Origin of the sequence: Chitinophaga parva, assembly GCF_003071345.1 — a bacterium.
Classification (GTDB): Bacteria; Bacteroidota; Bacteroidia; order Chitinophagales; family Chitinophagaceae; genus Chitinophaga; species Chitinophaga parva.
This window is the reverse complement of record NZ_QCYK01000002.1, coordinates 475665-488259: the sequence shown is the minus strand read 5'-3', so window position 1 is coordinate 488259 and position 12595 is coordinate 475665. Positions and strand designations below refer to the sequence as shown.

Here is a 12595-nt window from a genome sequence, read left to right as displayed (position 1 = left end):
CTTATTGTTTTTCCGCCAGCAAAATGAGGCGGGGAGAGTGTTGTGCAGAATAGGCGTTAAAATAATAGTCCCCGAAGGTGTCCAGCAGTTTCAGGCCCTGCAGGGCAAACATCCGTTCAAAATCCGCGAGGGTAAATGCATTCACACATTCCGTAAAGGTGGCCCGGGCCGGTTTTTCCCGGTCCAGGATCCTGATCTCCTTGATGAATTTATGATCTTTTACGGCGCGGTGGATGTCAAAAACCACCCGGTCCTTTTCCAATACCTCGTGCGGCACCAGGTGGGCCTCCACAAAAGTACTGTTCAGGTAATCCAGCATGAGCCTCCCTCCCGGTTTCAGCGCCTGTGCAATGGTGCGCAGCGCGTTATTATTTTCCCGGGGGGTGGCAAAATATCCGAAGCTGGTAAAGAAGTTGAATGCTACGTCAAAGTAATTGATGCGGAAAGGCAGGCGCATGTCGTGCTGGTAAAAATGCAGGTGGTCGTTTTCCCGCTTTTTGGCCGCCAATATGCTCTCAATGGAAAGGTCTATCCCGGTTACATCAAAACCCCGGTCGGCCAGCAACTGGGCGTGCCGCCCTTTGCCACACGCCACATCCAGCATAAAACTGCCGGGCCTGGGCCGCAGGTAAGCGATCAGTTTATCGATGAATGCAGCCGCCTCCTTTTCATCCCTGTTGCTGTACAGCAGGTGATAATAGGGAGAATTGAACCAGTCCTTGAACCATTGTTTCGAGACTTCCATGCTGGAAACCGTTAGTCGTTAAAGGTTAATTGTTAATGATAAAACCGTAAGCGAAGATACGGGCGGCGATCCGAAGCTACAACCACTATTAACGATTAACCTTTAACCATTAACCCTTTTTATTATTGAGCATCAAATATCGGGTGCTTTCGTAAAAACCATGCGTTAAATTCTCAAGATAACGCGCGGTATCCGGCATTTGGGCTTTGATATCCACCTGGGGGTTGCCTTTCAGGTCATAAAGGGCAGTGCGGGGAGAGTTGGCCTGGGTCTCAAAAAGATATTGAGGGCCTATCACGGCGTAGTATACGGCCTGGTTGCGCACATAACTGATAAATTTGTACGGGTGCACATGCGCGCTGTCAAAGATATCTGTACCCAGTGTATAGTTTTTATACGGCATGCCCACCATGCCCGCTGCCGTGGGATACATATCCAGCAGGCTTACCGGGCTGCTGATACGCTGGGGCTTAATATGCTTGGGACTATACATCATGGCCGTTACATGCAGGCCACCGGTGGCCATTTCAAACTCCGGCAGCGGCATGAAGCTGTAAGGATTGAGCACGCAGTTGTGGTCTCCGAAGAAAATGAAAATGGTATTATCCAGGTAGCCGCTCTTTTGCGCCAGGTCCATGAGGTGACCAATGTTGTAATCTTCATACCGTACCGCGTTAAACTGCCCCATGCTTACAAAGCCGGAGGCCTTGAACTTTGCCGGGTCCACATCCTTGCTTTCCAGTTTTTTGAAATCGCCGGCGCCGGAAGTGGTGGTGTAGGGCGGGTGGTTATCGGCCAGTTGCAGGAAGGCGATGAAAGGTTGCCTGCGGTCATTGGCCGCTTTGAAAAGATCGTTGGCCTCCGTTACCAGGTCGTAATCGGAAACACCCCATACATCCGCCTTTGGCGCCTTGTAGTAGCCTTCTTCAAAGATCTTGATACTGTCCACGTTATTGGTGAATACCGCGCGGATATTGGCCCAGTTGGTATTGCCACCCAGCAGGTAGTATTTCTCATATCCCTTGAACTGGTCCATCACCACGCGCTGGTCTACCATGCGGGGGTGACGGCTGGCGGTTTTCACGTGGGTGATATCCGGCAGGCCGGTGGTAACCCCGTACACGGTCTTGGCCGTGCTGATAGCGGGTACATAAAAGTTTTCAAAGGTGATGCCCGCGTCTGCAATGCGCTTCATATTGGGCGTGCCATTCAGCGGGTTATTGAACACGCTGGTGGGCGCCGCCCCGGTGCTTTCCATCATTACCAATATCACATTCAACTTGGGCTTGCTGGTATCGCCGGCGGCCGTGCGCACAAAATTCAGCAGCTCATCGTTCGGTTCATCCACATTCAGGTAGCTGGCCATGGTAGGGTAAAAGCTGCGGGTTTTCTTCGCATCAAACGTATCGTCATTCACGGAGAGGTTGCTGATAAAGTACAGCACCGGGTTCAGGGCCAGACTGGTAATGGCGTTATCGCGGGTGAACATGGCCTGGCTCCAGCGCAGGGGGAAGTAGGCAAAATTGCCATAAATGCCCGCGGCAAATACCAGTACAGAGGTCACGATCCAACTGGCGTAGCGCCCTTTGCTCAGGGAAATGGCCGTGGTATGGGCCTGCCTGTAAAATACCCTGCGGAAGCCCCACCAGGTAAGCACAAAAAAGGCCAGCACGCCCAGGGCCCAGCGCACCACGTGGTAGCTCTGCCAGAGCATGCGGGTGTTATCTGCCTTTTCCCCGTTGGCGGCAAAGCGCAGGATGGAAGGCTCCAGGCGTACGCCCAGGTAGGCATACTCGCCCAGGTCCAGCAGGTAAAGGAGCAGTAGTCCCAGGTATATGATAAAGAGGTAAATAAAATGAATGCGGCGGATGAGCGGCTTCACGAAGAACTTTTCCCGGGCAATGAGCGCCAGCAGCAGGAGCGGCGCCATCACGATGAGCACCAGACGCAGGTCAAACTTGAGGCCCAGGTACCAGGCCCTGGCCACGTCACTGCGGTTTGGATCAGTAGTATTGAAGCAGAAGAAATAAAATATGGCCCTGAAAAAGATCAGGAGGAGGTAGAGATATGCGGATTGAGCGAATACGTAGCGGACGTACCGGGGAATAGCCCCCCATAATTTTTTCATGGAAAAAATAAGGATTTGTTAATCTTAAAATGCCTGCAAAGATAGGGATAAAGCGGGGGTTAAAGCACAGCAGTAGGGTAGATACATTAGAATCTGATTAAATAATACATAACATTTTATCATGATACCAGCGTTACCGGGGAGCAGCCCCCCAGGTCCGGGATAAGCGGAGGCCCTGGACTGGATAAAGTTCCTGATGGTCCGGTGGAAAGCCTGCGCAATGCCCGTGACAGTCCGGTGAAGGTTTTTTCCCGCAACCGTTTGTTCACCGGGGATTTTTCAATAAATTATAAATATCCAGATGTGAAATAATCTAAAAATCATTTTCAATTCCCGGTCGCATCACAATGAACGCGGGCGTACTGCGTTTTAAGCACCTGGGAATAGTACCAGTCATTCATCAACTTTATTATCTTCGCAGTCCTTTAAAATCCAAAAATTTGGCACTCATCAAATCAATTTCCGGTATTCGTGGTACCATCGGAGGCAAACCAGGCGAAGGCCTGTCCCCGGTGGATGTAGTAAAATTTACCGCTGCGTACGGCACCTGGCTGCTCCGCCAGCAGCCGGAAAGCAAGAAGATCGTGATCGGCCGTGACGGCCGTATTTCCGGCGAAATGGTGAAAAACCTGGTAGTAGCTACCCTCAATGGCCTGGGCCTGGATGTGGTAGACCTGGACCTGTCCACTACCCCTACCGTGGAAATGGCCGTGAAGTGGGAAAATGCCGCCGGTGGCATTATCCTCACCGCCAGCCACAATCCTAAAGAATGGAATGCACTGAAACTGCTCAATGCCGAAGGTGAATTTATCTCCGGCGCAGACGGCGCCGCCCTCCTGGAAATAGCCGCCAGTGAAGATTTCAACTTTGCAGACGTAACCAAGCTGGGTAGCTATGAACGCAATGAAAGCTACCTGCAAAAGCATATTGACGCGGTGGTAAACCACCCCCTCACCGATGTGGAAGCCATCAAAGCCCGCAAGTTCAAGGTGGTACTGGATGCCGTAAACTCTACCGGCGCCATTTACGTACCGGCCCTGCTGCAGGCCCTGGGCGTGGAATGTGAAGTGCTGTTTGGCGAAGTGAATGGCCGCTTCAGCCATAACCCGGAGCCCCTGCCGGAAAACCTCACCGCTCTTTCCAACGCGGTGAACAAAACCCAGGCAGACCTGGGCATCGCGGTAGACCCGGATGTGGACCGCCTTTGCTTTGTGTGCGAAGACGGCAGCATGTTTGGCGAAGAATACACCCTGGTGGCCGTAGCCGACTACATCCTGGGCAAACGCAAGGGCAATACCGTGTCCAACCTCTCCTCCACCCGCGCCCTCAAAGACGTGACCCTCCGCCATGGCGGGGAATACTTTGGCGCAGCCGTAGGGGAAGTGAACGTGGTGGCCAAAATGAAAGAAGTGAACGCCGTAATAGGCGGTGAAGGCAATGGTGGTATCATTATGCCGGACCTGCACTACGGCCGCGACGCCCTGATCGGCATCGCCCTGTTCCTCAGCCACCTGGCCCAGTCCCAGAAGAGCATCGGCGCCCTGCGCCGCACTTATCCCGACTATTTCATGTCCAAGAACAAGATTGAGCTGGACAAGAGCGTGGATGTGAAAGCCATTTTTGAAGAGATCAAAGCCAAATACAGGAACCAGCCCCAGAACACCGTGGATGGCCTGAAAATAGAATTTGACACCGACTGGGTACACCTGCGCACCTCTAACACAGAGCCCATTATCCGCATTTACGCCGAGAGCCAGAATGCCACCACGGCAGACAATATCGCCCGTAAGATCATGCAGGATATCAAGGAACTACTGTAGCAGGGCCGGTAACCGGGTAACCGGATATCCCGGTTGGCCTCCGCTTACCCGGTACCTGGTACATATTTAAAAGGAGCCGTTAGCTGGAATGGTGAAAGTTTGTAATTTTGTTGCCGTTACAACAAAATTCACCAACCAGGCCAGCTAACCGCTCCTTACTTTTTTTATAGAACCAACCAACCACCATGAAAAGAATTTATTTCGACAATGCCGCCACCACGTCGCTGGACAAGGAGGTGCTGGATGCAATGTTGCCCTACATGACGGAAAAATTTGGCAACCCCTCTTCCATCTATTCTTACGGCCGTGAGTCCCGCCTGGGCGTGGAAAATGCCCGTAAGTCCGTGGCGAAGATCCTGGGAGCCAATCCCGGCGAGATCTTTTTTACCAGCGGGGGCACCGAGAGCACCAATACCGCCGTGCTGGCCGCCATCCGCGACCTGGGTTGCCGCCACATTATCACCTCTCCCATTGAGCACCATGCCACCCTGCACACCACGGAGTATTACCACAAGACAGAAGGCATCCGCCTGAGCCATGTGAAGCTGCTGCCCAATGGCCATGTGGACCTGGAAGACCTGCGCCAGCTGCTGGCCTCCTCCCCGGAAAGAACGCTGGTAAGCCTCATGCATGCGAACAACGAGATCGGCAACCTGCTGGACATGCAGGCGGTGGGTAACCTCTGCAAGGAGTTTGACGCCATTTTCCACTCCGACACTGTGCAGACCGTAGGTCACTATCCGTTTGACCTGCGCAACACCTATGTGCACTTCATCAACGGCGCCGGCCACAAATTCCATGGGCCCAAAGGCGTGGGTATACTCTATATTAACGAAAGCCTGAAGATCACGCCGTTTGTACACGGTGGTTCCCAGGAGCGCAATATGCGCGCCGGTACTGAAAACCTGTACGGCATCGTAGGTTTTGCCAAAGCCCTGGAACTGGCCACCCGTGATCATGAGGCGCACAGCGCACAGATCAACGATGTGCGTATGTATATGGCAGCGCAGCTGCAAAAACATATCCCCGGTGTTACTTTCAATGGCGACCTGTTTGGCCGCAGCCTGTACACCGTGCTGAATGCTTCTTTCCCCAAAACAGAAAAAAGCGAGATGATCCTGTTTAACATGGATATTGCGGGCATCTGTGCTTCCGGCGGCTCCGCGTGTACGTCCGGCGCGGATATTGGCAGCCACGTGATTGCGGCTGTAAACCCGGATACAGATCGTATAGCCGTGCGTTTTTCTTTCTCCAAGCAGAATACGAAAGAGGAAGTGGATGAAGTGGTAGCGAAGCTGAAAGAGATCCTCTGATGTAACTTTAAAAAACAGCAAAGCTGTGTTAGAAATAGTTTCACTAAGCTTTTCTAACACAGCTTTGCTGTATCTCCTTTCTATATGACATATTCTGCACCGAACCAGCCCCTAAAGATCATCTGGAGGTCCGGCTGTCCAATGGCCTATGTCATTTGGTGACTTTAACCACCGTTCTCCCCCAAAAACTTTACTTCCATACACTTCTGCCCTATCAAAATTCTTCAAAATGGAATTATGGAATAAGGCTTCAAATACCGTAAAGCTGTCCATACTAGACATCCCGATATTTTGAGCAAGAATAAAATAAGGAACGAACCTGAATGCATTGAATGTAGTTGTTATCAATTTATCGGTAAGATTAAAAGTGTCCGCATATTCACCAGACGGTGATATCGTTATTAAATTTAAACTTTGATAACTTCTTTCACTTACCGTTACGTAACTTTCATCTACTCCCAAAATAGTATAGTATGGCCCTAGTAAACTGAGAAAAAAGTGAATTTTTTTTATTCTAAGAAAATCCTTCATTCTAAACTCTTCCAATAAAAAGTATCCACTATAAGAAGGCTCTGCATGAAACGTCGTTCCGACAATTTTCCTCCCGAGCTTATCGCCAATAGCAGACTCGAAAGGGACCCATGTTTCCTCAAAAAATGTATTCTTAGCCTTCTGCGAAATGACTTCATTCCACCTTGCATTAGCCGGATAGCCAAAATACAAGTCACCCGTCCTTACTTTTGAAAAGTCATAATAGTCTTGGATCGTCTTTTCCAACGGACTAAAGTCATATTTATCACTATTGTAATGTAGCATGAAATCGTATTAACAGTACTTTGCTTGATTTATCGGCACTGTTCCTTGGCACCCACCAGAACTTAATACAGCTCCAGTGCCGGATTCAAGGCCCGCTGACAACGATATGTTTTGGTTGATAAGTTGTTTCATTCTCATTATAATGGCAGCTTGCCTGGGCAATAGACTCCCTTCTTGAAGTTCACTAACGAGATCTCTGATTGCAGCATTATAACCTTCTATCAAAGCCGTTGACGCCTGACTTCCATTTGCGAGCTTATAGTTTGGTATTGTAATGCAACTTTGGCCAAACTCAATGTTAAAAAATTCCCCTTTCGGACCAACCAGGGAGACGCCAATTCCATCTACTTCAGCGGTAAAGCTATTTCCAATTGTCGCGAAATTATAAACATGGTCATCACACAGATGGCTTTGAGCAGCCGCAGATGCATCTTCGGCTGTTTCCCACTTATTCAAATCACTTGCCGAGCCGGCGCCGGTTCCCCCACCTCCACCAGAACCACCGCCTTCCGGACAAACCGAATATGCGTATGTCACAGAAACTATTTCCTGTGTTTCGAGATCTATGACAACATAGTACCAATCGTCACATGCAGGCGCAACGTTCTCTGTCCGGCTACTTCCAATTGACGAGTTAGCAAGCAACCACTTTGTCTTCAAACTTGCACCCGAAGCCAAGTTTCTCTTTCCACTCATTTGGCCACTACGATATACCAGCCCGTTAATAAAAGCACGATTAACCATTGAGATTGAAATCTCGCCTGTAAAATATCCAATTCGAACGGAATGGGTTAACGCACCTTTTATTATTTCAGCAGCTTCTTCAATTTTCTCCGTGTCAGGGCTGCTTATATTTACTAAATCGCCATTTAAAACCTTGCCATCCTGATCAAAAAATAATGCCAGAAAATTAGCAAACTTGCTTGTATTCAATCTATAAACTACTAGCGACCTGGAAGAATCGAAATTGGTCGATGCACCATCAGACAGTATACTACTCTTAAGCGAATCTATCCAAGATTCGTTATTTTTAAATACCTGCTTCTGTTCGTCAAGCCAGGACAGTGTGGCCGAAAGCTGAATTTGGGTGTGATAAGCTGCCTGTTTCTTGCAAGAGTTGAAAAAAAACACTGTAAAAAAGATCGCAGCGCACAAACTGCTGGTTCTAAATTTCATGGGGACATTTTGAGGGGTTAAAAAATCGAACAAACTCAAATTAAGATAACTATTAAATCAATTGTTAAGGATTAAAATATTCTTAAAAAATATTAGCTTCGATCCTTTCCCGTTTCCTCACCTTCCAATCCTCCATCCCAAACATCTCATCCCCCACGATCGGCACATTCTTTATCGCCCCATCCTTACCCCGTTCTATCTGCAGCACATCATTAAAAAGCGCTTCAAACACAGAACAGGGGCCATTCCCAGCCGGCAGTTCCAGCCCATCCACCACCTGGCCCCACACCTGGAACGGCAGCAGGCGATGATCCGGGAAGCGCTGCTTCATCATTTTCAGCAACGTGTTGGCGTAGTCTGCATACTCGTTTTCCGGCGATACCGTGAGCAGGTTATAGGTGAAATAAGACGTGCCATTCACCGTTACAGCACTTTGGTCTATGCCTGCTATTACGCTGAAAGGGCCCAGCATGCTGGCAAAAAAGCATAATAACTTACGGCGTTCAAAGCCCGGGCCCTTCACTTCTTCCAGCACAATGGCGGCTCCGTAGCCAGCATCTTCCCCGTAGGTGACGTCTTCCACGGGCAGTTGCAGGCGCGTTGAAACCTCCTGCTGGAAAGGCTTCCAGCGGCTGTCGTAAAAACCGCTGTTGAACTTGCGGCCAATAAGTGCCTTGAGCTTCAAGGTGGCAATGTGCTCTTCATAGCGCTGTCCTTCGCTGGGCGCAATGCCAATGGGATAATAGAATCGCAGGGCCCGGATCACTGCGGAATAATCAAAACGGCCGGTGTTGTAGCGTAACATAACAATGCTTTGTGAATGAGTGTGTGTATTTTTTTGCATAAAAGTACCCTTCACCGTAAAAGGCGGCATCCGCTGAAACACAGGCGGATGGCAGCTTTTCGGCTGTCCGGTCTAGTGTACCCCGATTTAGATCTGCTTAGCTGTTGCGGCTGATAAGTTCATAAAAGCGATCGCGATAGCCCTCACTGATGGGAATGGGCTGGTTTGCAATCATCACGGTGTTTCTTTCCACCGAGTTGATTTTATCGAGCGATACAAGGTAAGAGCGATGCACCCGGATAAATTTTTCCTGCGGCAATTTGTTCTCAAATGATTTAAGACTGCGCAGGGTGAGCACCGGCTGGTTCTGTGTATAAATTTTCGTATAATCTTTCAGGGCTTCGATGAACAATATATCTTCCAGGTTGATCTTGATGATCTTGTATTCTGTTTTGATAAAGATGTAATCATTAAGCTTACCATCCCCGATGGTGGCAGATGACGGCGCTTTTTCCTTTGACAGGTATTCCTGCACCTTGGTCACGGATTTGAGGAAGCGCTCAAAGGAAATGGGCTTCAGCAAATAATCGATCACATCCAGGTTATACCCGTCCAGGGCATACTGTTCGTATGCGCTGGTAAAGATGATCAGCGGCGGGTTCTTTAGTGATTTCACCAATTGTATACCATCAATATCCGGCATTTTTATATCCAGGAAAATAAGGTCCACCCGCTCTTCTTCCTGCAAAAATTTAAGGGCGTCTGCAGCCCGGTTAAATTTCTGCACCAGTTGCAGCGCAGCAGATTTTTTAGCATAATCTTCGATGATCTCGAGCGCCAGTGGCTCATCATCCACCGCTATACATCGTATCATGTTTCAGCACTATTTTTAGATCTATGATGAATTTATCTTCCTGCTCGCCTACGTACAATTGATGGGCGCCGGTGTAGCCCAGTTCCAGTCTTTTCACCACATTGGCCAGTCCTATGCCTCCTCTTTCAGATACCCGTTGTTTAAACAGGCTGTTGCTCACCTGCAGGTGCATTTCATCCCCCAGGATATCCAGGTTAATGTTGATGAACGAGGGCTCCGCATAACTGATTCCGTGCTTGAAAGCATTCTCCACAAAGGGTATCAGCATCATGGGCTCTATGAGCAGGCCCTCCGGATCACCGTTCACCAGGTACTGGACGCGGATGTCCTTGAGCAGGCGTAGTTTCTGTATTTCGATATAATTTTCCAGGTATTGCATTTCATTGATCAGCGGTACCCGGTTCTCGTTAGACAGGTAGATTACGTAGCGCATAATGCCGGACAGCTTCAGGATGGCGTCTTCCGTTTGCTCCGATTTTTTATGGGCCAGGGAATAAATAGTGTTCAGGGTATTGAAGAGGAAATGCGGGTTGATCTGGGACTTGAGAAAACGCAGTTCTGCATTTACCTGGGCCAGTTCCAGCGCCTCCTTCTGTTTTTCGGTATTGAACCACTCCAGCGCTATTTTAATAAAGCCGCTCATGAACAGCATGAGCAAGGCAAACAGGCTGGATTTGCGCAGCACTTCCACCAGGAACACATTGCCCGAAAAGAAGCGGCGCTGGGCGGGCACATCTGTGCTGTAGAGGCTATCCCGCAGGCTGCGCTCCATGAAAGAGGGTGGTGCGTAAAAACTATCGCCCACCAGGGACTGGCTCACCAGCGGCTGGCCGTCCTGATTCTGTAATAACGGGGTGTGGCCGGCCGGTGTTACATGCGGGGCCGCACGCTCGTATTGCATCCCGATGAGGCGGGGCTTATTGGTTACATTTTTAAAAAACACATATTCCACGGCCGCCTGCTGTACCACGATGATACCCACCATGAGCACCACCATCCCCAGGTAACGCGGCAGGTGCTTGCGCACCAGGAAACGCGGAATGAGCAGGTAAATATTTACATAAAACAGCGCAATCAGGAAAAGGGCATTGATCAATTCCTTGAAAAAGAAAGATGAATCCTGCACCTGGATGCGGTAAATGAAAAACGGGAAAAAGAAAAAGCAAGCCCATGCCGCTACCTGCAGCAAGATAACGACGATCTTATTCTGGATAAATTGCTTATAGTGGATCATGGGTGAGAATCGCCCAAACTTACACCTTTAACCCTAACGGATTTGTTAAAGTTCCTTAAAGAGGCCTTAAACATATGTTAAAATGAATCCTATATGTAGCCTGGGGAGGGCCACCATTGCGGGTTAGGGAGAAGAAGCAGCCGCAGCGGGCGGGTGGGGTTAGGGAAAGAAGCCACTGCTGGCGGTCAGGGATGTTTGATACCCAGGGAGTCCAGGTCATGCACGGTCAGCGTGGGTAACTCGATGGGTTTTGCCACAAAACGGCGCGCCATGCAGTCACCTGTTTTCTGTGCATCTTCCAGGCTGGCAAAGGCATATTTGCCCTGGATAGCCGGGATGCAGGCCTGGCGGATCACGGTATCGCCGTCCACCAACATATAAAAACCGAAGGCCCCGGGGCGTTCCGGCCATTCAAAAGCCCTGGCGGTCACCTCGTGGCCGGGCCTTTTAGCATGGTGCCTGTTGTTCCTGACCAATACAAAGATCAGGATCAACAGGCTGCCAGCAAAAAGTATCCAATTCGTTCTCGTCATTAGTCGTTCGCAGTCAGCGTTTCGTTCGGTGCAAACCAGTACATATCGGTGTACAGGGAGTTAGTAGACTGGGAAGAACCACCACCGGCAATGTAACCGTGGTTGTTCAGGGTAAAGCCGAATGCGCCATAGCGGGCATTACCTTCAAAGTCAGACTTCTGTGTCCACTGGTCAGTTTTGTAATCATATTCCCAGCAGGTCTGGGTAGAACCACCGTTCTGGCCGGTAGCGATATATCCTTTATCACCGATGGTGAAAGCAGCACCGTAAGTACGCACGATGGTAGTGTACTTGTCATCGTAAGAATCTACGCTGGAGTTGGTGATATCCCGGAGTTTGTGCCAGGGGTTCACACCTGCCTTGAGACTGTCCGGGCTCATTGCATAGAAGTCGGTAGTAGTGGTACCGCTATTGGACATACCTGTAGCAAAATAAGCAATGTTATTGAGCACAAATACAGTAGCACCGTAGCGGGGATCACCGTTATATTCACCATAGCCTTTAGTCCAGGTGTTGGAAGAAGTGTTCAGGTAATAAAAATCCTTCTTGGCAGCCGGGGTAGAGTCCTGGCCGGAAGTCAGGTAACCCGTGTCACCAATACCAAAGCCGGTAGCATAGCGGCGTTTAGTTCCGGGCAGGTCCTGGATACGGGTCCAGGCGCCGGTTTTGGGATCGTATTGATAGAAATCGTTGTAATAGTATTGACCGTCATAGCCAGTACCTACGTAACCTTTGCCACCCGCACCAAAGGCGGCCGCAGCCCAACGGGGAGCACCCGTGAAGTCGGCGATCTGGTTCCACGTATGGTTTTTAACTTCATATGTCCAAAAGGCAGTTGTACCTACGTTGCCGTCAAAGCCAGTACCATAGTAAGCGCTGTCACCCACTACAAAACCCGCAGAGAGAATCCTTCCCGCCGGGAGGGAGCCTACTGATCCATCCTTGTGCCAGTTGCCCAGTTTATCATTATTATCACTTTTGGAGCAGGCCACTGCCGCCAGCAACAACACGAGCCAAGAACCTTTTAATAACCGCATAGCTGAATTTTAATTGAATTTTTTAAGGTGTTCAAAATTATTGGTGCTTACATTAGCCTTCTAGTGGAAATAGATGTAAGCTTTCATTTCCGCCGTGAAATTACGTTTTTTATCTTCCAAAGCTAATATTTTTGC

At 49.5% G+C, this 12595-nt stretch carries 11 protein-coding genes; 2 read left to right on the top strand and 9 right to left on the bottom strand.

Features of this window, described 5'->3' with window-relative positions; genetic code table 11:
- Position 1: 1 nt before the first annotated feature.
- Positions 2-745 carry a class I SAM-dependent methyltransferase gene (locus DCC81_RS12465; protein WP_108686952.1) on the bottom strand — a complete coding sequence of 248 codons (744 nt, stop codon included), beginning with the start codon at positions 743-745 and terminating at the stop codon, positions 2-4.
- Positions 746-854: 109 nt separating this feature from the next.
- Positions 855-2873 carry an LTA synthase family protein gene (locus DCC81_RS12460; protein WP_108686951.1) on the bottom strand — a complete coding sequence of 673 codons (2019 nt, stop codon included), beginning with the start codon at positions 2871-2873 and terminating at the stop codon, positions 855-857.
- Between the two features lie 440 nt (positions 2874-3313).
- On the opposite strand from DCC81_RS12460, the gene glmM reads away from it, so the two are divergent.
- The gene (gene glmM / locus DCC81_RS12455) at positions 3314-4693 is read left to right on the top strand and encodes a phosphoglucosamine mutase (protein ID WP_108686950.1); all 1380 of its coding nucleotides are present in this window, start codon (positions 3314-3316) and stop codon (positions 4691-4693) included.
- A 185-nt stretch (positions 4694-4878) separates the two neighbouring features.
- Positions 4879-6006: a cysteine desulfurase family protein gene (locus DCC81_RS12450; RefSeq protein WP_108686949.1), complete on the top strand. Its 1128-nt coding sequence runs from the start codon at positions 4879-4881 to the stop codon at positions 6004-6006.
- A gap of 111 nt (positions 6007-6117) precedes the next feature.
- Here the strand turns inward: DCC81_RS12450 and DCC81_RS12445 are convergent, their stop codons facing one another.
- The 7 genes from DCC81_RS12445 to DCC81_RS12415 all read right to left on the bottom strand — a co-directional run bounded on the left by DCC81_RS12445 (position 6118) and on the right by DCC81_RS12415 (position 12460).
- Entirely contained in the window at positions 6118-6822 is a 705-nt protein-coding gene (locus DCC81_RS12445; RefSeq protein WP_108686948.1) for a hypothetical protein, read from the bottom strand.
- A gap of 9 nt (positions 6823-6831) precedes the next feature.
- Positions 6832-7998, bottom strand: coding sequence for a hypothetical protein (locus tag DCC81_RS12440; RefSeq protein WP_108686947.1), 1167 nt, complete (start codon positions 7996-7998; stop codon positions 6832-6834).
- 82 nt (positions 7999-8080) lie between these two features.
- Complete coding sequence (locus DCC81_RS12435; protein ID WP_133177645.1) at positions 8081-8803, bottom strand: hypothetical protein; 723 nt, start codon at positions 8801-8803, stop codon at positions 8081-8083.
- Between the two features lie 136 nt (positions 8804-8939).
- The gene (locus DCC81_RS12430; protein ID WP_108686945.1) at positions 8940-9656 is read right to left on the bottom strand and encodes a LytR/AlgR family response regulator transcription factor; all 717 of its coding nucleotides are present in this window, start codon (positions 9654-9656) and stop codon (positions 8940-8942) included.
- On the bottom strand, positions 9631-10890 hold the full coding sequence (locus tag DCC81_RS12425) for a sensor histidine kinase (protein WP_108686944.1): 1260 nt from the start codon (positions 10888-10890) through the stop codon (positions 9631-9633). The genes DCC81_RS12430 and DCC81_RS12425 overlap by 26 nt, the downstream gene beginning before the upstream one ends.
- A 185-nt stretch (positions 10891-11075) precedes the next feature.
- Complete coding sequence (locus DCC81_RS12420; protein ID WP_108686943.1) at positions 11076-11423, bottom strand: DUF4907 domain-containing protein; 348 nt, start codon at positions 11421-11423, stop codon at positions 11076-11078.
- Positions 11423-12460, bottom strand: coding sequence for a Kelch repeat-containing protein (locus DCC81_RS12415; RefSeq protein ID WP_108686942.1), 1038 nt, complete (start codon positions 12458-12460; stop codon positions 11423-11425). Before DCC81_RS12415 ends, DCC81_RS12420 begins: the two co-directional genes overlap by 1 nt.
- Positions 12461-12595: the final 135 nt, after the last annotated feature.

Excerpts from the sequence above, each read along its gene's own strand:
- DCC81_RS12465 (WP_108686952.1), bottom strand. The coding sequence starts at position 745 with ATGGAAGTCTCGAAACAATGGTTCAAGGACTGGTTCAATTCTCCCTAT.
- DCC81_RS12460 (WP_108686951.1), bottom strand. The coding sequence starts at position 2,873 with ATGAAAAAATTATGGGGGGCTATTCCCCGGTACGTCCGCTACGTATTC.
- DCC81_RS12450 (WP_108686949.1), top strand. The coding sequence starts at position 4,879 with ATGAAAAGAATTTATTTCGACAATGCCGCCACCACGTCGCTGGACAAG.
- DCC81_RS12445 (WP_108686948.1), bottom strand. The coding sequence starts at position 6,822 with ATGCTACATTACAATAGTGATAAATATGACTTTAGTCCGTTGGAAAAG.
- DCC81_RS12440 (WP_108686947.1), bottom strand. The coding sequence starts at position 7,998 with ATGAAATTTAGAACCAGCAGTTTGTGCGCTGCGATCTTTTTTACAGTG.
- DCC81_RS12435 (WP_133177645.1), bottom strand. The coding sequence starts at position 8,803 with ATGTTACGCTACAACACCGGCCGTTTTGATTATTCCGCAGTGATCCGG.
- DCC81_RS12430 (WP_108686945.1), bottom strand. The coding sequence starts at position 9,656 with ATGATACGATGTATAGCGGTGGATGATGAGCCACTGGCGCTCGAGATC.
- DCC81_RS12425 (WP_108686944.1), bottom strand. The coding sequence starts at position 10,890 with ATGATCCACTATAAGCAATTTATCCAGAATAAGATCGTCGTTATCTTG.
- DCC81_RS12420 (WP_108686943.1), bottom strand. The coding sequence starts at position 11,423 with ATGACGAGAACGAATTGGATACTTTTTGCTGGCAGCCTGTTGATCCTG.
- DCC81_RS12415 (WP_108686942.1), bottom strand. The coding sequence starts at position 12,460 with ATGCGGTTATTAAAAGGTTCTTGGCTCGTGTTGTTGCTGGCGGCAGTG.